This window comes from Bosea sp. NBC_00550 (assembly GCF_026020075.1).
Lineage (GTDB): Bacteria > Pseudomonadota > Alphaproteobacteria > Rhizobiales > Beijerinckiaceae > Allobosea.
The window spans coordinates 1,528,524-1,552,566 of the sequence record NZ_CP102772.1 but is presented as its reverse complement, the minus strand read 5'-3'; the positions used below and the strand labels follow the sequence as shown (position 1 = coordinate 1,552,566).

The window sequence follows — 24,043 nt, the reverse complement described above, 5'->3', positions numbered from 1 at the left end:
TGTCATGCTCGCCCTCGTGGCGAGCATCTCCATGTCTTGAGCGCTGCTCGTCAGCGAAGAATACGTGGATGGTCGGGACAAGCGCGACCATGACGGGAGAACCGTACGCAACGCCGACGAGAGTGGTTCCCTCGCGCGTCGTCCCGGTCTAGAGCATCCTGCGCTGTATTCCGCAGCGATGCATGGCCGGACGACGATGTACGACATCAGATGGATTCGCGAGAACGCCGCGGCGTTCGATGGAGGCTTGACGCGACGGGGCCTGGAGCCGCTGTCGTCGTCGCTGCTCGCGCTCGACGATGTCCGCCGCTCGGCTATCGCGAAGGCTCAAGGCGTGCAGGAACGCCGCAACGCGCTCTCCAAGGAGATCGGCAAGGCGATGGGCGCGAAGGATGTCGCGCTCGCCGACCAGCTCAAGGCCGAGGTCGCGGCGCTCAAGGAAGAGCAGCCGGCACTCGAAGCCGAGGAGAAGGCAGCCAAGGAGGCGCTCGACGAGACGCTCGCGGCGATTCCGAATGTGCCTTTCGACGATGTGCCGGATGGTGCCGACGAGCACGGCAACGTCGTGTCGCATGTCCATGGCATGAAGCCGGAGGAGCGCGGGCTGCTCAGGGGCATCAACGATCCCAAGCAGCATTTCGAGCTTGGCGAAGCGCTCGGCCAGATGGATTTCGAGAAGGCGGCGAAGCTTTCCGGCTCGCGCTTCGTGGTGCTGCAGAACCAGATCGCGCGGCTCTCGCGCGCGATCGGGCAGTTCATGCTCGATGTGCACACCGAGGAGCACGGCTATACCGAGGTGAATCCGCCGCTGCTCGTTCGTGACGATGCCATGTTCGGCACGGCGCAACTGCCGAAGTTCCGCGACGACCAGTTCCGCGCCGGCGATGAGCATTGGCTGATCCCGACCGCCGAGGTGCCGCTGACCAATCTCGCAAGGGAATCAATCCTTTCCGAGGAAGAGCTGCCTTTGCGATTCACCGCGCTCACGCCCTGCTTCCGTTCGGAAGCAGGCTCGGCCGGGCGCGATACGCGCGGCATGCTGCGCCAGCACCAGTTCGAGAAGGTCGAGCTCGTCTCGATCACGGCGCCGGAGAAGTCGCGGGAGGAGCATGAGCGCATGCTCGCCTGTGCCGAGGCCGTGTTGAAGAAGCTCGACCTGCATTATCGCGTGATGACGCTGTGCACCGGCGATATGGGCTTCGCCTCGCAGAAGACCTGGGACATCGAGGCCTGGCTGCCCGGGCAGAAGACCTATCGCGAGATCTCGTCCTGCTCGGTCTGCGGCGATTTCCAGGCGCGGCGGATGAATGCCCGCTACAAGACCAAGGACGGCAAGGGGCCGTTCTTCGTGCACACCCTCAACGGTTCGGGCACGGCGGTCGGCCGCGCGCTGATCGCGGTGATGGAGAATTACCAGAACGCCGACGGCTCGATCACCGTGCCGGAGGTTCTGGTGCCGTATATGCGCGGCGTGACGAAGATCGAGAAGGCTGCCTGATATGCGTATCCTTGTGACCAACGACGACGGCATCCACGCCGAAGGCCTCGAAGTGCTGGAGCGGATCGCGCGCCAGCTCTCGGATGACGTCTGGGTCGTGGCGCCGGAAAGCGACCAGTCTGGCGTTGCGCATTCGCTGTCGCTGTCGAACCCGCTCAGGCTGCGCCAGATCAGCGACAGGCGCTTCGCCGTGGCGGGCACGCCGACCGATTGCGTCATCATGGCCGTGCGCTCGATCCTGGCCGAGGCGAAGCCCGATCTCGTGCTCTCGGGCGTCAACCGCGGCTCGAACGTCGCCGAGGACGTGACCTATTCCGGCACGATCGCTGCGGCGATGGAGGGCACTCTGCTCGGCATTCCCTCGATTGCGATCAGCCAGGCCTATATGCCGGGCAATCGCGACGTGATCCATTGGGACTGCGCCGAGCACCACGCGCCCGGCATCATCCGCCGGCTGCTGGAGGAGGGCATTCCCGAGGACGTGCTCTTCAACCTCAACTTCCCGAATGTCGGGCCGGGCGAAGTGAAGGGCGTATCCGTCACGGTGCAGGGCCGGCGCGACCAGGAACTGGTCAAGCTCGAACCCCGCAAGGACGGGCGCGGCAATCCCTATTACTGGATCGCCTTCCAGCGCTCCCGCAAGGAGCCGGCGAACGGCACCGACCTGCGCGCCATGGCCGAGAATCGCATCTCGATCACTCCGCTCGAACTCGACCTGACGCATGAGCCGACGCTGACGCGCTTCGCTCAAGTCTTCGCCTGAGAGGCCGCGGGGAGGGGACATGAGCGAAGAGGCGCCGGCCAGCGAGGGCGAGCGCACCGTTGCCTTCCTGCTGTCGCTCAGGGCGCGGGGCGTGCGCGATCTGCCCCTGCTGCGCGCGATGGAGCGGGTGCCGCGCGATCGTTTCGCCCCCGCGCGATTCGCCGATCTGGCGCGCGAGGACGTCTCGGTGCCGCTGCCCTGCGGACAGACGATGACGGCGCCGTATACCGTCGCGAATCTGCTCGGTGCGCTCGACATGCAGACGGGCGCGCGCGTTCTCGAAGTCGGCACCGGCTCAGGCTATGTCTCGGCGCTGCTCGCGGCGCTTGGCGGCGAGGTGGTTTCGCTGGAACGCTATCGCTCGCTCGCGCTGGCGGCGCATGAGCGCGTCAGTGCGAGCGGCTTCGGCAAGATGATCGATCTGCGCCATGCCGACGGCTTCCAGCCCGACCGCACGCTCGGTCGCTTCGACCGCATCCTCGTCAACGGCGTTACCCATGCGGTGCCGGAGGCGCTGCTGATGCGGCTGTCCAATGGCGGGCGGCTCGTCGGCGCCTTGCGCATCGAGGGCGTGGCGCGGCGCGTCGTGGTCACGCGGCTCGATGACGGGCAATTCGACCACGCGACCGGGCCGGTCCTGCGCCTGCCGCCGCTGACGCCGGGGATTTCCCGCGCGCTCTGAGGCTCGACCGGTCAAACGGCGCTGCCTTGCAGGAGCATGGTGATTGCCGGTGTCCTCCGCGGAAAATCCAAAAAAGTGAAGACGGCTTCGCGAGCGAAACGCTTTCGTAACCTCAACGGGACTTTAATGGCTCCCATCGAGTTGCGTCGTTCGCGAGTACTCTGTTCATGCGTAGCCAAGCCGAATCGATCAATCATCGCGCATTCCGCCGCCTGTCGACGGTCTGCCTGCTTGCCGTCGGTGTCAGCGCCTGTTCCTCGGACACGATGCGCTTCACCGAGACCCCCTTCGACAATCCGTTCAGGACGGCGCAGGCGCCTGCTCCGGCACGCGACCCGGCGACCACCGGCTCGATCGGCCGGTCCGCCAGCGCGCCGCTGCAGCCGGTCGCGTCTTCGCCGGTCGTGAGGGCACAGCCCCTGCCGCCCCCGCAGTCGGCCGTCGCGCTGAGCGCCGCGCCGCCGCAGGCGGTCTCCGGCAGCGCTGCCGGCTGGTCGGCGCAGGGCGGTACGCCGATCGTGCTCGCCCAGGGCGAAAGCCTCGACATGATCTCGTCGCGCTACGGTGTGCCGCGTGCGGCGATCATGTCCGCCAACGGGCTCAGCAGCGCCAATGTCACGCCCGGCACCCGCATCATGATCCCGGTCTACAATGCCGGCGGTGGCTCGGCTTCGGCTGCGCCTTCCGCGCCGGCTCCCCAGGTTGCGCAGGCTCCGGCCCCGTCGCAGCGCTTCGTCGCCGGGCCGGCCCCGTCCCGCCAGCCCGCTCCGGCCGTCGATCCGAAGGCTCAGGCCAAGGCCGCTGCCGAGGCGAAGGCCGCTGCCGCCACTGAGGCCAAGACCAAGGCGGCCGCCGATGCCCAGGCGATGCGCGAATCGCGTGCCCGTTTCGCCGCCGAGGCAAAGGCCAAGGTCGACGCCCGCAAGGCCAGCCCTGCGCTGCCCGCCACCAAGCCCGTCGCCGAGGCGAAGCCTGCCCCCGCTCCGCAGCCTGTGAAGATCGCTGCGCCTGCGCCTGCGCCGGCCAAGCCGACCGTGGTGGCGAGCGCGCCTGCCACCGAGCCGAAGCCGGCCGCTGCCCCGCGAGCGGAGCCTGTGGCCGAGCCCAAGACCACCGCCAGCCTGCCGAAGCAGGAAGAGGAAGCGGGTTCCTCGGCCGACAAGGCGGATTTCCGCTGGCCGGCGCGCGGCCGCGTGATCTCCGGCTATACCAAGGGCGGCAATGAGGGCATCAACATCGCGGTTCCCGAGGGCACGCCGGTCAAGGCGGCCGAGGGCGGCACCGTCGCCTATGCCGGCAGCGAGCTGAAGGGCTATGGCAACCTCGTGCTGATCCGTCACCCGAACGGCTACGTCTCGGCCTATGCCCATAACGGCGAGCTGAAGGTAAAGCGCGGCGACACCGTCAAGCGCGGCCAGGTCGTGGCGAATTCCGGCCAGACCGGCAACGTCTCCTCGCCGCAGCTGCATTTCGAACTGCGCAAGGGCTCGAGCCCGGTCGATCCGACGCCTTATCTGAACAACTGAGCCAGATTCGAAGCGACCAGAGTTTCAAATTTCGATCGGTTCGCGAGACCCTCCCGATCGAAAAAGGAACGGGGCGGCCCCAGAAAGGGCCGCCCCGTTCTTGTTCTTTGCGCCACCGTCATGCTCGGGCTCGATCCGAGCATCTCCTGATCGAGTTTCTTGGAGCGCGCTGCATCTTCATAGAGGCGCTGGTGATCCCTGACGCAGCGAAGCGGAGATCCCGGACCATGCCTGAACCTCGTTCGGACAGGCTCTGGCATGGATCCCGGGTCAAGCCCGGGATGACGGCGTAGCTCCGCGAAAAATCAGCATGTCGTAGGGCTCTGCCGTTGGTTCCATCCGAGAAAGCGCGGAAGGCGTCGACCAGCGGCTAAGACCTCACGGGGCTCAGCCCTCCAGCTTCCGACCCAGCCGGCCGGCGAGGTCCTCGATGTATTGCCAGGCGGTGCGGCCGGAGCGCGAGCCGCGGGTCGTCGCCCATTCGAGCGCGTCGCGGCGCAGTTCGTCGGGCGCGACGTCGAGCCCGAAATGACCGGCATAGCCGTTGATCATCTCCAGATACTCGTCCTGGCTGCATTTGTGGAAGCCGAGCCAGAGCCCGAAGCGGTCCGAGAGCGAGACCTTCTCCTCGATCGCCTCGCCCGGATTGATCGAGGTCGAGCGCTCGTTGTCCATCATGTCGCGCGGCAGCAGGTGGCGGCGATTCGAGGTCGCATAGAACACGACGTTCTCCGGGCGCCCCTCGACGCCACCGTCGAGCACCGCCTTCAGCGACTTGTAGGACGTGTCGTCGCTGTCGAAGGACAGATCGTCGCAGAAGACGATGGCGCGATGGGCATCGGCACGCAGCTGGCCCATCAGCGCCGGCAGGCTCTCGATGTCCTCGCGGTGGATCTCGATCAGCTTCAGCGGCAGCTCGCTTTTGGCGAGGTGAAGGTTGGTGTCGGCATGAACAGCCTTGACCAGGGAGGACTTGCCCATGCCGCGCGCGCCCCAGAGCAGCACATTGTTGGCCGGTAGGCCCTTGGCGAAGCGCTCGGTGTTCTCGGCCAGCGTGTCGCGCACGCGGTCGACGCCGCGCAGCAGCGAGAGCGCGACGCGGTTGACCTTCGGCACAGGTACGAGCTCGGAGCCCGCTGCGTGCCAGACGAAGGCATCGGCGGCCTTGAGGTCGGCGGCCTTGCGCGGCGGCGGGGCGATGCGCTCCAGCGCATCGGCGATCCGCAGCAGCGTCGCCAGGGTCTGGTCGGGGGGGGATAGGGTCGTATCGGTCATGGCACTGGCGCCTTCGCTTCGTCTCTTCCAACCGTACCGTAACGTCCGGTACGGTTACTGCGGCTAGCTAAACCGCGTCGTGGATCGAGCGCAAGGGGCATTGCGCGAATGGCGGCAAGCCCATAGGTGAGGAGCCGTGTCTGGGAGACTGGGTACGTCCGATTGATTTCACAGCGTCGCTGGCTATAGTCCGCGCGATTTTCCGGCCAGACGATGCTTTTGCCGTGTCTTGCGGCCGGCGGCGTGCTGCGTCGTCGTTCCAGAGGAGTCCTTCAGTGATTACCCCCGCTTTCGCCCAGGCGACAGGAGCCGGTGGCGGCACCGACATGCTGATCCAGCTCGTGCCGTTCCTCCTCATCTTCGTCATCATGTGGTTCCTGATCATCCGGCCGCAGCAGCGCCGGGCCAAGACCCATCAGGAGATGATCAAGAACGTGCGCCGCGGCGACACGATCGTGACCTCCGGCGGCTTGATCGCGAAAGTGTCGAAGGTGGTCGACGACGGCGAACTCGAAGCCGAGATCGCCGATGGCGTGCGCGTGCGCATCGTCCGGAGCATGATCCAGGACGTCCGCTCCAAGAGCGAGCCGGTCAAGAGCTGAGAATATGACGGCTGGGCCCCTCGAGGGGCCTGGCGCGCATTTTCGTTCGGCTGTCAGCAGAACGAGAAAATCCGCGCAGGATCAAAAGCCGAGCATGGTCTCACCGCTGAAGTGATTTCCACTTTTGCGGAACATGCTCCAAGGCACGACAACAAGGCTGTTCACGCAGATGCTTCGTCTCCAGGCCCGCAAGGTCATTCTCGTCCTGCTCGTGCTGATCGTCGGCTGCGGGCTCGCCGTGCCGAACCTGTTCTCGGCGGAGACGCGCAAGGCCATCGCCGACAACGCGCCGGCCTGGATTCCGCGCGCCTTCCTGCCGATCCATGCGGTGGTGCTGGGGCTCGATCTGCAGGGCGGCTCGCACGTCCTGCTCGAGATCGACCGTGCCGAGCTGGTGCGCAGCCAGGTGACGCAGCTGCGCGACGATGTCCGCCGCATCCTGCGCGAGGAGCGCGCCAGCTTCCAGGGCGGCATCCAGACGACGACGCGCGGGGTGCAGGTCCGTATCCCCGACGCCGCCGAGCGGGCCCGCGTGCTGCCGAAGCTGCGCGAACTAGCCCAGCCGGTCGGCACGCTCGGTGCCTTCGGGCCATCGGGCAACCAGTCGATCGCCATCACCGAGCAGCCTGACGGGCTGGTCCAGCTCACCGTGACGGAGGCCGGCTCGAACGAGCGCATCCGCCGCGCGGTCGAGCAGGCGATGGAGGTTCTGCGCCGGCGCGTCGACGCGCTCGGCACGACCGAGCCGAACATCCAGCGCCAGGGTCTCGACCGCATTCTGGTGCAGGTGCCGGGCCTCCAGGATCCGCAGCGCCTGAAGCAGATCCTCGGCGATACCGCCAAGCTCGAATTCCGCCTCGTCGGCGACGCGAGCAGCAGCGATGTCGACATGCTGCCGTCGCAGGATGCCGGCGGCCAGCCCGTCCCGGTGCTGCGCCAGCCCTCGGTCGACGGCGCCGACCTGATCGATGCGCAGCCGGCCTTCGATTCGCGCTCGGGTACGCCGATCGTGAACTTCCGCTTCAACATCCGCGGCGCCCAGCGCTTCGGCCAGATCACCACCGAGAATCTCGGCCGCCCGCTGGCGATCGTGCTCGACAACAAGGTGATCTCCTCGCCCGTCATCCAGTCGCCGATCACCGGCGGCTCCGGCCAGATCTCAGGCAACTTCACGGTCGAGCAGGTCAACAACCTCGCGATCCTGCTGCGCGCCGGCGCGTTGCCCGCCAAGATGACGATCGTGGAAGAACGGACCGTCGGCCCCGGCCTCGGCGCCGACTCGATCCAGGCCGGCAAGATGGCGACGCTGATCGCGACCGTGCTGGTGGTGATCTATATGCTCGCGACCTACGGCATCTTCGGCATGATCGCGAGCATCGCGCTGGTCGTCCATGTCGGCCTGATCTTCGGCCTGATGTCCTTCCTCGGCGCGACGATGACGCTGCCCGGCATCGCCGGCATCGTGCTGACCATCGGCACGGCGGTCGACTCCAACGTGCTGATCTATGAGCGCATGCGCGAGGAGGAGCATCAGGGCCGCAGCCTGGTCTCGGCGCTCGAAGCCGGCTTCCAGCGCGCCTTCGCGACGATCATCGACTCCAACGTCACGATGCTGATCGCGGCGGTGGCGCTGTTCTCGCTCGGCTCCGGCCCGGTGCGCGGCTTCGCGGTCGTGTTCATCCTCGGCATTCTCACCACCGTCATCACGGCGGTGACGCTGACGCGGATGCTGATCGCGCTCTGGTATCGCTGGGCCAAGCCCAAGCACCTTCCGTTCTGACGCTGCCAACCCCTCAGGAGATTGGCCATGCGCATGCGCCTGCTTCGTATCGTCCCCGACAACACCCGTTTCAAATTCGTCTGGTTCCGCCGCTTCAGTTATCCGCTCTCGGCCGCCTATTCGATCCTGGTGATCACGCTGTTCCTGACGGTCGGCCTGAATTTCGGCATCGACTTCAAGGGCGGCACGCTGATCGAGATGCAGTCGAAGGCGGGCGCCGTCGACATCGCGCAGATCCGCCACACCGCCAACGGGCTCGGCTTCGGCGAGGCGGAGGTGCAGGAGTTCGGCGCCGCCGGCGAAGTCTCGATGCGCTTCGGCATGCAGCCGGGCGGCGAGACCGCGCAGCAGGCGGTCGTCGTCAAGGCGCGCGAGGCCTTCGCCTCGAACTATGATTTCCGCCGTGTCGAGACCGTCGGCCCGCGCGTTTCGGGCGAGCTGGTGCAGGCCGGCACGCTCGGCGTCGTGCTCGCGATCGTCGGCGTGCTGATCTATCTCTGGTTCCGCTTCGAGATGCCGCTGGCGATCGGCGCGATCCTCGGCACGCTGCACGACATCGTGCTGACCATCGGCTTCTTCCTGATCACGCAGCTCGAATTCAACCTGACCTCGATCGCGGCGATCCTGACCATCGTCGGCTACTCGCTGAACGAGACGGTCGTGGTGTTCGACCGCACGCGCGAATTGCTGCGCCGCTACAAGACGATGCCGATCGCCGAGCTGCTCGACCTCTCGGTCAACTCGACGCTGTCGCGCACGGCGATGACGGCGACGACGACCTTCCTGTCGCTGCTGGCGCTGGTGCTGTTCGGCGGCTCGGCGATCGAGGGCTTCGCGCTGGTCATGCTGTTCGGCGTCGTGGTCTGCACCTATTCGGCGATGTTCATCTCGACGCCGGTGCTGCTCTACATGGACGTCCGCTCGGCCGGCGCCCGCGAAGAGGCGCAGGAGGCCGCGCGCACGAAGGCCGCAGCCGCCAAGGCCAAGGCCTGATCGCGGCCGATGCCGCGCTTCGACGGCTTCGTTCCCGGCCGCTTTCCGCTCGATGCGATTGGAGCCGGCGGCTTTCGCTTCGCGGAGATGAGCCACAAGGGCTCGATCATCGCGACGCCGGCCGGCATCCGCATCTGGCCGGTGACGCGTTTTTCCGAAGTGACGGTCGAGAGCCTGCAGTCGGTGCTGGACGAGGCTGATGGCATCGACTTCCTGCTGATCGGGACAGGCGCCGATATCGCCTTCATTCCGCCCGCTCTGCGTGATCCGCTGAAGCAGGCCGGGATCACGGTCGAGGGGATGGCGACGGGCGCTGCGGCGCGGACCTACAATGTCCTGGTCGGCGAGGACCGGCGTGTTGCCGCGGCGTTGATCGCGGTCGACTAGTACGACCTGCCGGCAATCTTGTAAGCCAGCCATGTAAGTGGTGCGTAGCGGCGATGCCGTGCTTGGCCTAAACTGGGCGAGGGCCGGGGGCGAGTGATGACGGGCCGAGGCGGGACCATGCCGCAGACCGAGACCGACGACCGCAGGGAAACCGCGCCGGCGCGCCTGCCGGAGGCCTATGCCCATTGCGCCGCGCTGGTGCGCGAGCAGGATCAGGATCGCTATATCGCCGGCCTCTACGCGCCGGAGGATCGGCGGGCGGCGCTGTTCGCGCTTTACGCCTTCAGCCTTGAGATCGCGCGGGTGCGGGCGCTGGTCAGCGAGCCGCTGCCAGGCGAGGTCAGGCTGCAATGGTGGCGCGACGTGCTCGAAGGCGAGCCGGCCGGCGAGTCGCAGGCGCATCCGGTAGCCGCGGCGCTGCTCGACACCGTCAAGCGCTACCGCCTGCCGATCGCCCCGCTGACGGCGCTGATCGATGCGCGCATCTTCGACATCTACGACGACCCGATGCCTTCGCTGCGAGACCTGGAAGGCTATGCGGGGGAGACCGCGAGCGCGTTGTTTCGGCTTGCCAGCATCATTCTGGCGGGCGGGCGCGATCCGGGCGGGGCGACGGCCTGCGGCCATGCCGGCGTCGCCTATGCGCTGACCGGGCTGATGCGCGCCTTCCCCTGGCATGCGGCGGAGGGGCAGGTCTATCTGCCGGCCGACATCCTGACCCGCAACGGCGTGACGCGCGACGACATCGTGCGCGGGCGTGGCGGGCCGGGCGTGCTCTACACGCTCAAGGAATTGCGCGAGATCGCCCGCGGCCACCTCAAGAAGCTCACCAGCCTGCGAGAGACGATTCCGCCGGCGCTGAAGCCGGCCTTCCTGCCCGTCGCGCTGGTGGAGCCCTATCTCAAGCGGATGGAAGCCGGGGGGTACGATCCCTACCGCACCATCATAACCCTGCCGGCCTGGCGCCGGCAGTGGGTGCTTTGGCGGGCGGCACGGTCGCGCTGACCGCACCGCCTGTCTTGTCGCTTATTCGTGGACCGAGCGGTGCTGGATCGTCAGCACGGCGATGATCGTCAGCGCGCAGCAAGCCATGAGATAGGCCGCGACATAGATCGGCTTGCCGTCGGCGGCAGCGACCAGCGTTGCCGCGATGAACGGCGTCGGGCCGGCGACGAGGACGCCGTTCAGTTCACGCGACATCGCCAGCCCCGAGAAGCGGTAGCGCGTCGGGAACAGGTTCGCGAGGAACGCGCCCTGCGCGCCGGCCATGGCGCCGAAGCCGATGCCGTAGCCAAGGCTGATGCCGACCGCCGACCAGAACAGGCTGCCGGTGTCGAGCATCAGGAACAGCGGATAGGCCAGCAGCAGCACGAAGAGCGCGCCGCCCATATAGACCTTGGCGCTGCCGATCCTATCCGCGAGCGTGCCGAGGAAGGGCACGCCGATGATGCCGAAGAGCGAGCCGATGGTGACGGCGATCAGGCCGTCCGAGCGAGCCATGCCGACCGTGTTCGTCATGTAGCTCAGCGAGAAGGTCGAGAGGATATAGGCGTTGGCGTTATGCCCGGTGACCGACAGGAAGCCGAACAGCACTTCCTTCGGGCTTTCGCGGAAGAGCTGGCCGATCGGGACCTGCTGCTCGTGCTTGCGCTCCTCGGCGCGGGCCACGGCCTCGACGTATTCGGGCGTCTCGTCGAGATGCTTGCGGATATAGAGCGCGACGAGGAAGAGCACGCCCGAGAGCAGGAAGGGCACGCGCCAGGCCCAGCCCAGCAGCGTCTCTTCCGGCAGGTAGGAGATGAAAAGGAAGGACAGCGTCGCCAGCATGATGCCGACCAGCGTCGCGGCGTTGGGCAGGCCGGTATAGAAGGCACGCCGGTTCGGCGGGGCGTATTCGGCGACGAGCACGATCGCGCCCGCCAGCTCCGCGCCGGCACCGAAGCCCTGGATCAGCCGCATCAGCACGAGCAGGACCGGCGCCAAAGCGCCGATCTGCCCATAGGTCGGCAGCAGGCCCATGCCGACAGTGGCGAGGCCCATCAGGGCGATGGTCAGGATCAGCGCCGGCTTGCGGCCGAACTTGTCGCCGATATGGGCGATGACGATGCCGCCGACCGGGCGAGCGAAATAGCCGACCGCGAAGGTGGCGAAGGCGGCGAGCACGCCGGCGACCGGCGACAGGTTGGGAAAGAACAGCTTGTTGATGATCAGGCCCGAGGCCGCGCCGTAGAGCGCGTAATCGTACCACTCGATCACGGTACCGACCGTCGCCGCGGTCACCGCCTTGCGGATGCTGGCCGGGCTCGCGCTCGCGCGGCCGGCCGTCGTTGTCGTTACCATCGTCTCAGGGCCTCCAGATATTCTTGGAGACCTGTTAGTCGACAATTCCGGAGCGACCCATGCCGGGAGGGCGTGGCGCCCATGCGGAACCTTTTGCGCCATCCGCTGGGCGCATGGCGTGGCTCAGGCCGCGGCTGATTCCGTCAGGCTGGAAACCCAGCGTTCCATCTCGGTCTTGGCCCGCGCCGTCAGCGCCTGCTTGCGCGCGAGGCTCTTGGCCGGGCCCTTCAGGCGCTTGCCGTCCGGGCCGGTTTTGGCAACGCCCTCGATATGCGGGAACAGCCCGAAATTGATGTTCATCGGCTGGAAGGAGCGCGGCCCCTCGCCGATCGTGACGATGTGGCCGCCCGTGATGTGGTTGACGAGCGCGCCCAGCGCCGTCGTGGCAGGCGGCAGCGGCAGTTCGCGGCCGAGCCGTTCCGCCGCCGCCATCCGGCCTGCGAGCAGGCCGGTCGCCGCGCTCTCGACATAGCCCTCGCAGCCGGTGATCTGGCCGGCGAAGCGCAGGCGCGGATCGGCCTTCAGGCGCAGCGCCGCATCGAGCAGCTTCGGCGAGTTGAGATAGGTGTTGCGGTGAATGCCGCCGAGCCGAGCGAACTCCGCGTTCTGCAAGCCCGGGATCATCCGGAAGATCGCGGCCTGCTCGCCGTATTTCAGCTTGGTCTGGAAGCCGGTCATGTTGAAGAGCGTGCCGAGCGCATTGTCTTGCCGGAGCTGCACCACGGCATAGGCCTTCACGGTCGGGTTGTGCTTGTTGGTCAGGCCGACCGGCTTCATCGGACCCCAGCGCAGCGTCTCGCGGCCGCGCTCGGCCATCACTTCGATCGGCAGGCAGCCGTCGAAATAGGGCGTGCCCTCCCACTCCTTGAACTCGGTCTTCTCGGCGGCGAGCAGCGCGTCGATGAAGGCCTCGTACTGGTCGCGGTCGAGCGGGCAATTGATGTAGTCGGCGCCGGTGCCGCCGGGCCCGGCCTTGTCGTAGCGCGACTGGAACCAGGCCTGGTCCATGTCGACCGACTCGAAATGGACGATCGGCGCGATCGCATCGAAGAAGGCGAGCGAATCCTCCGATGTCAGCGACTGGAGGCCCTGTGCGAGCGCGGGCGAGGTGAGCGGGCCGGTGGCGACGATCACATTGCTCCAGTCGGCCGGCGGCAGCCCGGAGATCTCGCCGCGCGCGATGGTGACGAGCGGGTGCGCCTCCAGCGCGGCGGTGACGGCCTGGGAGAAGCCGTCGCGGTCGACCGCGAGCGCGCCGCCCGCGGGTACCTGATGGGCGTCGCCCTTGGCCATGATCAGGGAGCCGAGCCGGCGCATCTCCCAATGAAGCTGGCCGACGGCATTGCTCGACGAATCGTCGGAGCGGAAGGAGTTGGAGCAGACGAGCTCGGCCAGTCCTTCGGTCTTGTGGGCGTCGGTGCCGCGCACGGGGCGCATCTCGTGGATGACGACCGGGACGCCGGCCTCTGCGACCTGCCAGGCGGCTTCGGAGCCGGCGAGCCCGCCGCCGATGATGTGTACGGGTTCCATGGCTGGGATGTGTCCGCAGCCGGGCTCCAGGTCAAGGGAAAGGCAGCCGGAAATGCAAAATGCCCGCCGTGAGGCGGGCATTCGCTCTTCGACCGAAGCTCGAGGGGAGGGGAAACACGAGCCTCAGGAGAAACTACTCGGAACGCACCGCGCCCTGTGCGCGGCTGTTCTCATTCAGAGACTTCAGGCCGCAGCGTGCGAGCGGGCGATGAAGTTGATCTCCGAGCGCGACAGGCCGAGATCATCGAGCTCGCGGTCGGTCAGGCGGGACAGCTCGCGGACGGTCTCGCGATAGCGGAGATAGGCGCGAATCTTGGCAGCAATCATGGTGACGAACATGGCGATATTCCTTGCGGTTTCCGGAGCGGGACGGTGCCCACAGCGATAATTTCGTTGTGCACTGCATATAAGTCAGACGGGGTGCCTCAAATAGGGGCTGCCAATCAGCTCTGTTATGCTCCATGCGCATGACGAATTAAGTTTTCGGTCATTTTCGTGAGATCGACCTGCGCTGGTGTAACGCTTGCGGCCAAAATGTGGTCGCTAATCGGCATAATAATTAGGCAATCAACGAAATTCAATCGGCGCGGCCTTGTCGCTGATTATCTGTTGGGCATGTTGCAGGTGCTAAATCGCGCATCGGTGCGCGCAGGCAATTTTGCGTTGCAAAAGACAGGGCATCGCCCCGGCGGAAGGCGTTGTCGGGCGCCGTCATGAGCCAATCCGTCGCAGGCTCGCATGCCGTGCCGGATCATGTTTGCCGGGCAGAAATTGCCGGATTCTCCCTGTGGGCCGGGTTCCGCCAGGCGGCGGTCTCAGCAAGATATTGAATTGTATTGCTATCTGAATTGCGAGGCTCGGCCTGGAGCTTGCCTGTGCGCTTGAAGCAAAACAGGAGCACGCGATGTCGATCTCGTTCTCGACCTCGAACTGGCCGACCAATCTGCCGGTCACCAACCCGATCAAGCCGACCGCAAAGGACGAAGCGAAGCAGGATGCGACCGCTTCCGCCTCGGCTTCTTCCTCACCCTCCGCCGATTCGATTCAGGCCGAGTTCCTCAAGTTCGCCCGGATGACGCCCGAGGAGCGGGTTCAGAAGGCGATCCTGGACAAGCTCGGCATGACCGAGGAGCAGTTCAACAAGCTCGATTCGAAGGCCAAGGCGGATGTGATGGCCAAAGTCCGCGACGAGATGCTGAAGCAGATGGAAGAGAAGGGCGAGCAGCGCACTGGCGCGCTCGCCGACATCACGGTCTGAGTCGCGCGCGAGGCCAGGCTTGGCGCCCGGCCTCGCAGTTCGTTTTGACGACCCTGCCGCTCAGCCGGTCTTGCTGGCGTCGAAGCGCAGGAGCCGCAGCGCATTGGCGGTGACGATCACGGTCGCGCCGGTATCGGCCAGGATCGCGACCCAGAGCCCGGTGTAGCCCAGCACGCTTGTCACGAGGAACACGGCCTTCAGGCCAAGCGCGATCGTGATGTTGGTGTGGATGTTGGCCATCGTCCCGCGCGCCAGCCGGATCAGGGCAGCGACATCGCGGACCCGGCTCTTCAGCACGGCACCATCAGCCGTCTCCAGCGCGACATCGGTTCCCGAGCCCATGGCGATGCCGACACCCGCGGCCGCGAGGGCAGGGGCGTCGTTGATGCCGTCGCCGACCATCATCACGGATGTCTCGGCGGCGAAGGCCTTGATCGCCGCGACCTTGTCGTCGGGCATCAGCTCGGCCTTGTGCTCCATGCCGAGGCTGCCGGCGATGGCGGCGCCGGTGCGGGCATTGTCTCCGGTCAGCATGGTCGAGCGGATGCCCATAGCCTTGAGCTCGGCGATGGCCGCGGCGGCGTCGTCGCGCGGCTCGTCGCGCAGGGCGATGAGGCCTGCGAGCGCGCCATCGACCACGACGGCTGCGACGGTCTTGCCGGACGCTTCCAGCTCGTTCGCGGCAGCTTGCGCCCGTCCGTCGAATGGCGCGCGCGCGCTGGCATGGCGGGGTGCGCCGACGAAGACGGCGCGGCCATCGACCTTGCCGGTGACGCCCTGGCCGGCGATCGCCGCGGCCTCGGCTGCCGGCACATAGGCGATGCCGTCGGTGCGGGTGCGTTCGAGGACGGCTTCGGCGAGCGGGTGGGCGGAGCCGTGCTCGACGGCAGCCGCGAGAGCCAGCACTTCGGCCTCGCTGCCGGCGAGCGCCACGACATTGGTGACGCGCGGCTTGCCCTGGGTCAGCGTCCCCGTCTTGTCGAAGGCGACGAGACCGGTCTTCGCGGCGGTCTCGATGACGACGCCGCCCTTCATCAGCAGGCCCTGGCGCGCGCCGGCCGAGAGCGCGGCGGCGATCGAGGCCGGCACGGAGATGACGAGCGCGCAGGGGCAGCCGATCAGCAGCAGGGCCAGCGCCCGATAGATCCAGACCGACCATTCTCCGCCGAGCAGGAGCGGGGGCACCAGCGCGACCAGCAGCGCGAGGCCGACGATCGCGGGCATGTACCAGCGCGAGAAGCGGTCGATGAAGCGCTCGGTCGGGGCCCGCGCCTCCTGCGCCTCCTCGACGAGGCGGATGATGCGGGCGATGGTGTTGTCCTCGGCCGCCTTGTCGACGCGCACGCGAAGCGCCGCCTCACGGTTGACCGAGCCGGCATAGACGGGGTCGCCGATGCCCTTGGTCTTCGGGATGGATTCGCCGGTGACCGGGCTTTCGTCGATGCCCGAGGTGCCGTCGGTGATCTCGCCATCGGCCGGGATGCGGTCACCGGGGCGAACCAGCACGATCTGGCCGATCGCGAGGCTGGCAGCATCGACCTGACGGGTCGTGCCGCTCTCCTCGACCAGCGCCGTCTTGGGCACGAGATTACCCAACGCCCGGATCGAGGCGCGGGCACGATCGGCCGCGACGCCTTCCAGGACTTCGCCGACCGCGAAGAGGAAGACGACCAGCGCCGCCTCCTCCGCCGCGCCGATGAAGAGCGCGCCGATGGCGGCGATCGTCATCAGCATCTCGATGGTGAAGGGGATGCGGGCGCGGGCCGCCGCGAAGGCGCGCTTCGCCACCGGCAGCACGCCGATGACGCAGGCCAGAATGAAGGCCCAGTGGCCGATGCCGGGCCAGATCAGGCCGGCGGCATAGGCGGCGCCGAGCAGCAGGCCGGTCGCGATGACGAGGCGGCCCTTGCCAGTCTGGTACCAGCTCGCACCATCGGGCGTGCTCTCGTGGACATGGCCGGGCAGGCCGTGGCCGTGATCGCTCCCGGTCGCGGCCGGCTTCGTGCTCCCAGCGCCGTGGTCGTGACCTGAATGGTCGGGACCGGCGTGATCGTGTCCATGCTTGCGATCATGGGCGTGCGCATGACCCGAGCAGTAGGCGTCGCCATGCTCATGCTTGCCGTGGTCGTGTGCGCGCTCGTCATGGTCGTGCGCGTGATGATCGTGGTCGTGCCCGCCGCAGCACGCATCCTTTGCCTCCGGCTTCGCGGCAGGTGTCGTCGCAAGAGCGGCGGTGGTGTAACCCAGGCCGTTGACGCGCTTTTCGACCGCTTGGGGTGTTGTTTGCGCCGCATCGAGCGAGAGCGTCAGCGTTTCCGACATGACCGAGAGCTTCACGTCGCTGACGCCGGGCAGGCGCTCCACCGCACCGCGAATCTTGGTTGCGCAACTCGCGCAATCCATGCCGCCGACCTTCCAGGACAGGGTCTCGGGCTCGGTTTCGGGATGGGCGGCCATGGCGTGTCTCCGTCTCGCTTCGCTACGGACACACTCTCTACAAGCTGTAGCCACTTCAGGTTCAAGAGGGAAATTTGGGTTTTGCATGAGACTGGTTCGGGGCTGGTGAGAGGAAATGCGGCGTAGGTCGACACGCTTGACGCACGCTCCGCCATGCGCCTCATGACTGCATGCAGTATGCAAGTGATGATTGACGGTCCGGGCGAGGGGGCCGGATAGTTCGCTCCGGGGAAGGAGCGAACAAGAGATGGCACAGCCACGAGCGTCCACCGCCCTGGCAGGGCTCAGGGTTCTGGATCTGACGCGTGTGCGGGCCGGGCCGACCTGTGTGCGCGTCTTCGCCGATTTCGGAGCCGACGTGATCAAGGTCGAGAGCCCGCCTGGTTTCGACCCGAACGAGAACATGAGCGGGCCGCGCCTCGGCTACGACATGCAGAATCTGCATCGCAACAAGCGCTCGCTGGCGATCAACCTGAAGACGCCCGAAGGCAAGGCGATCCTGATGAAGCTGGTCGACGAGGCCGATCTGCTCGTCGAGAACTTCCGGCCGGACGTGAAGGAGCGGCTCGGCCTCGATTTCGAGACGCTACATGCGCGCAACCCGCGGCTGATCCTGGTCTCGATCTCCGGCTTCGGCCAGTCCGGTCCGTACCGGACGCGCGCCGGCTTCGACCAGATCGCGCAGGGCATGGGCGGGATGATGTCGGTGACCGGCCTTCCGGGGCAGGGGCCGGTCAGGGCCGGCATCGCGCTCGCCGATTCCTCGGCCGGGCTCTATGGCGCCGTCGGCGCGCTGGTCGCGCTGCAGGAGCGCGCCGTCTCCGGCAAGGGACAGTGGGTGCAGACCTCGCTGCTCGAAGCCCAGATCGCGATGATGGATTTTCAGGCCGCGCGCTATCTCGTCGAGGGCTCGGTGCCGCCGCAGGCCGGCAACGACCACCCCTACCAGACGCCGATGGGCGTCTACCGGACGCGGGACGGCGCGATCAATCTCGGCGTCGGCGGCGAGGAGCAATGGCGCTCCTTCTGCCGGGCGATCGAACGGCCCGAATGGGGCACGGATGCCCGCTACGACAGCACGGAGAAGCGCTTCGAGCGCCGGCCGGAGCTGCGCGAGCTGATCGAGGAGCGGCTTGGCGAGGCTGACAGTGCCGACTGGCTGGCCGTGATGGAGCGCCACAGCGTGCCGGCCGGGCCGATCTATGCGGTCGACGAGATGTTCGAGGATCCCCAGGTCTGCCATCTCGGCATCGCCAAACCGGTGAAGCATCCGGAACTCGGCGATATCCGCCTCGTCGGTCAGCCGGTGACGCTCTCGCGCACGCCGGCCGACGTCGTGACGCCGACGCCGGCGGCCGGCGCGCATAACGACGAGATCCTGGCCGAACTCGGCTATGACGAAGCGGGGCTCGCGCATCTGCGGGCCGCAGGCGTGATCTGACGGAGGCCCGGAGTGAGCGACGACGAAATCCTGTATGCGGTCGAGAACGGGGTCGGGACGATCACGCTCAACCGGCCGCAGGCGCGCAATGCGCTGACCTTCGCCATGTATGAGCGCATCGCCGAGATCTGCCGGAAGCCGGCTGATCATGGCGACCCGCGCGTGATCATCATGACCGGGGCAGGGGAAAAGGCCTTCGGCGCCGGCACCGACATCTCGCAGTTCCGCGCTTTCGAGAGCGCCGAGGATGCGCTCGTCTATGAGGAGCGCATCGAGACGGTGATCGGGACGATCGAGCGCTGTGCGGTGCCGACTCTTGCCGCGATTTCCGGTGCGGTGACCGGCGGCGGGGCGGCGATCGCTCTGGCTTGCGATCTTCGGATCGCGAGCGTGACGGCGCGTTTCGGCTTCCCGATCGCGCGCACGCTCGGCAATTGCCTGTCGATGGAGAATTATGCGCGGCTCTACGCCATGCTCGGTCCGGCGCGGGTCAAGGACATCGTGTTCACGGCGCGGCTGGTCGAGGCGGAGGAGGGGCAGCGCTTCGGCCTCTACAGCGAATTGCTGCCGGACCATGCCGCGCTGATGCGGCGGGCTGGCGAGCTGGCGCAAATCATCGCCGGCCACGCGCCGCTGACGATGCGCGCGACGAAGGAGGCGATGCGCCGCCTGACCGCTGCTGCCGCCGACGGCTTGGAGGGCAAGGATCTCGTGACGCTCTGCTATACGAGCGCCGATTTCCGCGAGGGCATGGAAGCCTTCCTCGCCAAGCGCACGCCCAACTGGACGGGGCGCTGATCAGAGAAAACGGGCCGCTACGGTTCAGCCGTAGCGGCTCTCCAGCCTGCGATCGAGCGACAATGCGACCAGCGTGCAGAGCGCGCCGGACAGCAGGTAGACGCCGACCCAGGCGAGGCCGAAGGTGCTCGATACCGTGAGCGCCACCAGCGGCGCGAAACCGGCGCCGAGCAACCAGGCGAGGTCGGAGGTCAGCGCCGCGCCGGTGTAGCGGTACTGCGTGCCGAAGCTCGACGCCACGGCGCCGGCCGTCTGGCCGTAGGAGAGGCCGAGCAGGCCGAAGCCGATGATGACGTAGATCGTCTGGCCGGCGAGGCTGTCGCCGAAGAGCAGCGGCGCGACGATGCTCGACAGGCTGAACAGGGCGATCATCGCGCCCGAGAGCAACAGCGTGTTGCGGCGGCCGATCTGGTCGGCGATCAGGCCGGAGGTGACGATCGCGCCGGCGCCAACCACGCCGCCCGCGGCCTGCACCAGCAGGAACTCCGAGACCGAGCGATCGGTGAAGAGATTGATCCAGCTCACCGGGAAGATGGTGACAAGGTGGAAGAGCGCGAAGCTTGCCAGCGGCACGAAGGCGCCGAGGACGAGCGCACCGCCGCGGGCGCGGATGAGTTCGAGAACCGGAATCGGCACGAGCTCGCGGGTTTCCATGAGCTCGGCGAACTCCTGGGTGGCGACCATGCGAAGCCGCGCGAACAGCGCCACGACATTGATCGTCAGCGCGACGAAGAAGGGATAGCGCCAGCCCCAGCCGAGGAAATCCTCGTTCGACAGAGCGCCCTCGAAATAGGCGAACAGCCCGGCAGCGAGGATGAAGCCGAAGGGCGCGCCGAGCTGCGGCAGCATCGCATACCAGCCGCGCCGGTTGGGCGGAGCGTTGAGCGCCAGCAGCGAGGACAGCCCGTCCCAGGCGCCGCCGAGTGCGATGCCCTGCAGCAGGCGGAAGCCGGCGAGGATGACGACGGACCAGATGCCGAGCGTCGCATAGCCCGGCAGGAAGGCGATGGCGGCCGTCGATCCGCCAAGCAGGAAGAGCGCGACGGTGAGCTTGGTCGCCCGGCCATACCGGCGGTCGATCCCGAAGAACAGCACCGAGCCGATCGGGCGCGTCACGAAAGCGAGCGCGAAGATGCCGAAGGCGTAGAGCGTGCCCGTCAGCCGGTCGGCGAAGGGGAAGACCAGCTCGGGGAAGACCAGCACGCAGCCGAGGCCGAAGACGAAGAAGTCGAAATATTCCGACGTTCGCCCGATGATGACGCCCAGCGCGATATCGGCAGGCGTGACATGGTCGCGCCCGTGCTCGTCCGTCAGATGCCCCGATGAATGGTTCGCCGCGTCAGCGCTCATGACCGCGAATTCCTAGCTCTCTGTCCTGTCGCATTCTCTTCACGCGAACCGGTGTCCGCTTCGCTCGAAAATGCTCGAGGCTGGCGGGGTTGCCGGAGCGACCGGACTTGCCCGCGCCTCATACAAATGGATACGGTGGATAGAAGCTACCCGTCAAACCATCGCAATGGGACAGATTGTCCGATGTGCGGTGCGAAAGAATGGGAATAGGAGAGGGCTGTTCCCGGATTAGGGAGGTCTTGAGTCTCTTGCGGATCTATCGATTTCTAGCGGCTTTGCCGGCTTTCGTGCTGCTCGGCGGCTGTCAGATGGTGCTGTTGGCGCCCTCCGGCGATGTTGCGCTGCAACAGCGCAACCTCATGCTGGCCTCGGTCGCGCTGATGCTGCTCGTCATCATCCCGGTGATGGCGCTGACGATCTTCGTCGCCTGGCGCTACCGCGCCTCGGCGGAGGCTACCTACCATCCGAACTGGAATCACTCGCTGCCGCTCGAGGTGGTGATCTGGTCGGTGCCGCTGCTGATCATCGTCGTTCTCGGCGCGATGACCTGGATGGGCACGCATCTGCTCGACCCCTATCGGCCGCTCAACCGTATCAGCGCTTCCAAGCCGAGCGTCGAGGCCAAAGCTGGCGGGAACGGGGTCGCGAAGCAGCCGCTGGTGATCCAGGTGGTCGCGCTCGACTGGAAATGGCTGTTCCTCTACCCGGGACAGGGCATCGCCTCGCTCAACGAGGTGGTGGCGCCGGTCGACCAGCCGATCGAGTTCCGCATCACCTCCTCCTCGGTGATGAACTCGCTCTTCATCCCCGCGCTGGCCGGCCAGATCTACGCCATGCCCGGGATGCAGACGAAGCTTCATGCCGTGATCAACCATGCCGGCGACTTCGAGGGCTTCTCCGCGAATTACAGCGGCGCCGGCTTCTCCGACATGCGTTTCCGCTTCCGCGGCGTCGACGAGAAGGCGTTCGGGGATTGGGTGCAGGGTGCCATCGGCAAGGGCAGCCCGCTCGGGCGCGACGAATACCTCGTGCTGGAGAAGCCGAGCGAACGCGAGCCGGTACGACAGTTCCGCGACGTCCCGCCCGATCTCTTCGGGGCCATCCTCAACATGTGCGTCGACCGGGCCAAGATGTGCACGCGCGACATGATGGCGATGGACGCCAAGGGCGGCGGCGGCAAGGAAGGCATCCATATCGTCGCGCAGCTCGAATACGACAAGAGCGTGCGCCGGGGCGGGCAGCCGATGCCGCCGCGCCCGTTCGTGACGGCGATCTGCACCCCCACCGACGTCTACGGCACCGCGGGCGTGACCGCCCGCATCGCCAACTGAAGCGCTTCCGCGCTAGCGAGACGAGGAACCCATGACCTCCTATCCCGAATGGTGGAAGCTCGTATTCGGACGCTTCACGCTCGAGGCGATCCCATATCACGAGCCGATCCTGATCGGGACCTTCGCGGCTGTCGCGCTCGGCGGCCTGGCACTCGTCGCGCTTGTCACCCGGCTGAAGCTCTGGGGCTATCTCTGGCACGAGTGGTTCACCAGCGTGGACCACAAGAAGATCGGGATCATGTACATGATCCTGGGCGTGATCATGCTGCTGCGCGGCTTCGCCGACGCGCTTATGATGCGCGGCCAGCAGGCGATCGCCTTCGCCGGCAATGAAGGCTACCTGCCGCCGCACCATTACGACCAGATCTTCACGGCGCATGGCGTGATCATGATCTTCTTCGTGGCGATGCCCTTCGTCACCGGGCTGATGAACTATGTCGTGCCGCTGCAGATCGGCGCGCGCGACGTCGCCTTCCCCTTCCTCAACAATTTCAGCTTCTGGATGACGGTCGGCGGCGCCGTGCTGGTGATGGCGTCGCTCTTCGTCGGCGAGTTCGCCAAGGTGGGCTGGCTCGCCTACCCGCCGCTCTCGGGGGCGGCATACTCGCCCGGGGTGGGCATGGACTATTACCTCTGGGCCCTGCAGATCGCGGGCGTGGGCACGACGCTCTCGGGCGTCAACCTGATCGCGACCATCGTGAAGATGCGGGCGCCCGGCATGGACATGATGAAGATGCCGGTCTTCACCTGGACGTCGCTGTGCACCAACGTGCTGATCGTCGCGACCTTCCCGATCCTGGCGGCGACGCTCGCGCTGCTGACGCTCGACCGCTATGTCGGGACCAACTTCTTCACGAACGATCTCGGCGGCAACCCGATGATGTACGTGAACCTGATCTGGATCTGGGGGCACCCCGAGGTCTACATCCTGATCCTGCCAATCTTCGGCGTCTATTCGGAGGTGGCCTCGACCTTCTGCGGCAAGCGCCTCTTCGGCTACGCCTCGATGGTCTATGCGACGGTGGTCATCACCATCCTCTCCTACCTCGTCTGGCTGCACCACTTCTTCACAATGGGCTCCGGCGCCAGCGTGAACTCCTTCTTCGGCATCACGACGATGATCATCTCGATCCCGACGGGGGCGAAGATCTTCAACTGGCTGTTCACGATGTATCGCGGGCGCATCCGCTTCGAGCTGCCGATGATGTGGCTGCTGGCGTTCATGCTGACCTTCGTCATCGGCGGCATGACCGGCGTGATGCTCGCCGTGCCGCCGGCCGATTTCGTGCTGCACAACAGCCTGTTCCTGATCGCCCACTTCCACAACGTCATCATCGGCGGCGTGGTCTTCGGCGTCTTCGCCGGCATCGCCTACTGGTTCCCGAAGGCCTTCGGCTTCAAGCTCGACCGTTTCTGGGGCGTGCTCTCGTTCTGGTTCTGGGTCATCGGCTTCTATGTCGCCTTCATGCCGCTCTACGTGCTCGGCCTGATGGGCGTGACGCGGCGCCTCAGCCGCTTCGAGGACCCTTCGCTGCAGATCTGGTTCGTGGTCGCGGCGTTCGGCGCGGTGCTGATCGCCCTCGGCATCCTGTGCTTGCTGATCCAGATCGTCGTCAGCATCCTGCGCCGCGAAGAGCTGCGCGACACGACCGGCGACCCCTGGGACGGGCGCACGCTGGAGTGGTCGACCTCCTCGCCGCCGCCGGCCTACAACTTTGCCTTCACGCCGATCGCGCATGACCTCGACGCCTGGGCCGACATGAAGAAGCGCGGCTACCGGCGCCCGCTCGGCGGGTTCCGGCCGATCCACATGCCCAGGAATACCGGCGCCGGCGTCATCATCGCGGGGCTGGCGACGATCTGTGGCTTTGCACTGATCTGGTACATCTGGTGGCTGGCGGCGCTGACCTTCGTCGGCGTGGTCGGGACGGCGATCGCGCACAGCTTCAACTACGACCGCGACTTCCACATCCCGGCCGAAGCCGTTCTGCGCGAAGAGGATTTGCGCAGCGAGCAGCTGCGTGGGGCCTGA

20 protein-coding genes are annotated in these 24,043 nt (G+C 66.7%); 14 read left to right on the top strand and 6 right to left on the bottom strand.

What is annotated here, in order from left to right; translation table 11 throughout:
- The first annotated feature begins 196 nt into the window (after window positions 1–196).
- The 4 genes from serS to NWE53_RS07265 all read left to right on the top strand — a co-directional run bounded on the left by serS (window position 197) and on the right by NWE53_RS07265 (window position 4,469).
- A complete protein-coding gene (serS, locus tag NWE53_RS07280) occupies window positions 197–1,498 on the top strand; it encodes a serine--tRNA ligase (protein ID WP_265053681.1) in 1,302 nt (433 codons plus the stop codon).
- 1 nt (window position 1,499) lies between these two features.
- Window positions 1,500–2,261 (top strand): 5'/3'-nucleotidase SurE, encoded by a 762-nt coding sequence (gene surE, locus NWE53_RS07275; RefSeq protein WP_265053680.1) that lies wholly within the window; start codon window positions 1,500–1,502, stop codon window positions 2,259–2,261.
- Between the two features lie 19 nt (window positions 2,262–2,280).
- A complete protein-coding gene (locus tag NWE53_RS07270; RefSeq protein WP_265053679.1) occupies window positions 2,281–2,943 on the top strand; it encodes a protein-L-isoaspartate O-methyltransferase family protein in 663 nt (220 codons plus the stop codon).
- 167 nt (window positions 2,944–3,110) lie between these two features.
- Window positions 3,111–4,469, top strand: a complete 1,359-nt coding sequence (locus NWE53_RS07265) for a peptidoglycan DD-metalloendopeptidase family protein (protein WP_265053678.1) — start codon at window positions 3,111–3,113, stop codon at window positions 4,467–4,469.
- Between the two features lie 387 nt (window positions 4,470–4,856).
- Here the strand turns inward: NWE53_RS07265 and NWE53_RS07260 are convergent, their stop codons facing one another.
- A complete protein-coding gene (locus tag NWE53_RS07260) occupies window positions 4,857–5,744 on the bottom strand; it encodes an ATP-binding protein (RefSeq protein WP_265053677.1) in 888 nt (295 codons plus the stop codon).
- Window positions 5,745–6,070: 326 nt separating this feature from the next.
- Here NWE53_RS07260 and yajC point away from each other — a divergent pair, with 326 nt between their 5' ends.
- From yajC to NWE53_RS07235, 5 genes are all read left to right on the top strand, one after another.
- Window positions 6,071–6,346: a preprotein translocase subunit YajC gene (yajC, locus tag NWE53_RS07255; protein WP_265054837.1), complete on the top strand. Its 276-nt coding sequence runs from the start codon at window positions 6,071–6,073 to the stop codon at window positions 6,344–6,346.
- 169 nt (window positions 6,347–6,515) lie between these two features.
- Entirely contained in the window at window positions 6,516–8,126 is a 1,611-nt protein-coding gene (secD, locus tag NWE53_RS07250; protein ID WP_265053676.1) for a protein translocase subunit SecD, read from the top strand.
- A 33-nt stretch (window positions 8,127–8,159) separates the two neighbouring features.
- Window positions 8,160–9,119, top strand: coding sequence for a protein translocase subunit SecF (gene secF, locus NWE53_RS07245; RefSeq protein ID WP_265054836.1), 960 nt, complete (start codon window positions 8,160–8,162; stop codon window positions 9,117–9,119).
- A gap of 9 nt (window positions 9,120–9,128) precedes the next feature.
- Window positions 9,129–9,506 carry an Mth938-like domain-containing protein gene (locus tag NWE53_RS07240; RefSeq protein WP_265053675.1) on the top strand — a complete coding sequence of 126 codons (378 nt, stop codon included), beginning with the start codon at window positions 9,129–9,131 and terminating at the stop codon, window positions 9,504–9,506.
- A 117-nt stretch (window positions 9,507–9,623) separates the two neighbouring features.
- On the top strand, window positions 9,624–10,511 hold the full coding sequence (locus NWE53_RS07235) for a phytoene/squalene synthase family protein (RefSeq protein WP_265053674.1): 888 nt from the start codon (window positions 9,624–9,626) through the stop codon (window positions 10,509–10,511).
- A gap of 21 nt (window positions 10,512–10,532) precedes the next feature.
- Here the strand turns inward: NWE53_RS07235 and NWE53_RS07230 are convergent, their stop codons facing one another.
- From NWE53_RS07230 to NWE53_RS07220, 3 genes are all read right to left on the bottom strand, one after another.
- Window positions 10,533–11,846: an MFS transporter gene (locus tag NWE53_RS07230; protein ID WP_265053673.1), complete on the bottom strand. Its 1,314-nt coding sequence runs from the start codon at window positions 11,844–11,846 to the stop codon at window positions 10,533–10,535.
- Window positions 11,847–11,969: 123 nt separating this feature from the next.
- On the bottom strand, window positions 11,970–13,376 hold the full coding sequence (gene trmFO, locus NWE53_RS07225) for a methylenetetrahydrofolate--tRNA-(uracil(54)-C(5))-methyltransferase (FADH(2)-oxidizing) TrmFO (RefSeq protein WP_265053672.1): 1,407 nt from the start codon (window positions 13,374–13,376) through the stop codon (window positions 11,970–11,972).
- A gap of 183 nt (window positions 13,377–13,559) precedes the next feature.
- On the bottom strand, window positions 13,560–13,715 hold the full coding sequence (locus NWE53_RS07220; RefSeq protein WP_081925531.1) for a DUF1127 domain-containing protein: 156 nt from the start codon (window positions 13,713–13,715) through the stop codon (window positions 13,560–13,562).
- Between the two features lie 565 nt (window positions 13,716–14,280).
- On the opposite strand from NWE53_RS07220, the gene NWE53_RS07215 reads away from it, so the two are divergent.
- The gene (locus NWE53_RS07215) at window positions 14,281–14,634 is read left to right on the top strand and encodes a hypothetical protein (protein ID WP_265053671.1); all 354 of its coding nucleotides are present in this window, start codon (window positions 14,281–14,283) and stop codon (window positions 14,632–14,634) included.
- 60 nt (window positions 14,635–14,694) lie between these two features.
- Here NWE53_RS07215 and NWE53_RS07210 read toward each other — a convergent pair whose 3' ends face one another.
- Entirely contained in the window at window positions 14,695–17,091 is a 2,397-nt protein-coding gene (locus NWE53_RS07210; protein WP_265053670.1) for a heavy metal translocating P-type ATPase, read from the bottom strand.
- A gap of 247 nt (window positions 17,092–17,338) precedes the next feature.
- Between NWE53_RS07210 and NWE53_RS07205 the strand changes: the two genes are divergently transcribed.
- Both NWE53_RS07205 and NWE53_RS07200 read left to right on the top strand, forming a co-directional pair.
- On the top strand, window positions 17,339–18,532 hold the full coding sequence (locus NWE53_RS07205) for a CaiB/BaiF CoA transferase family protein (protein ID WP_265053669.1): 1,194 nt from the start codon (window positions 17,339–17,341) through the stop codon (window positions 18,530–18,532).
- A 12-nt stretch (window positions 18,533–18,544) separates the two neighbouring features.
- On the top strand, window positions 18,545–19,330 hold the full coding sequence (locus tag NWE53_RS07200; RefSeq protein ID WP_265053668.1) for an enoyl-CoA hydratase/isomerase family protein: 786 nt from the start codon (window positions 18,545–18,547) through the stop codon (window positions 19,328–19,330).
- 24 nt (window positions 19,331–19,354) lie between these two features.
- Here NWE53_RS07200 and NWE53_RS07195 read toward each other — a convergent pair whose 3' ends face one another.
- A complete protein-coding gene (locus NWE53_RS07195; RefSeq protein ID WP_265053667.1) occupies window positions 19,355–20,680 on the bottom strand; it encodes an MFS transporter in 1,326 nt (441 codons plus the stop codon).
- A gap of 200 nt (window positions 20,681–20,880) precedes the next feature.
- Between NWE53_RS07195 and cyoA the strand changes: the two genes are divergently transcribed.
- Window positions 20,881–22,011, top strand: a complete 1,131-nt coding sequence (gene cyoA, locus NWE53_RS07190; protein WP_442864986.1) for a ubiquinol oxidase subunit II — start codon at window positions 20,881–20,883, stop codon at window positions 22,009–22,011.
- Between the two features lie 31 nt (window positions 22,012–22,042).
- A complete protein-coding gene (cyoB, locus tag NWE53_RS07185; protein WP_265053665.1) occupies window positions 22,043–24,043 on the top strand; it encodes a cytochrome o ubiquinol oxidase subunit I in 2,001 nt (666 codons plus the stop codon).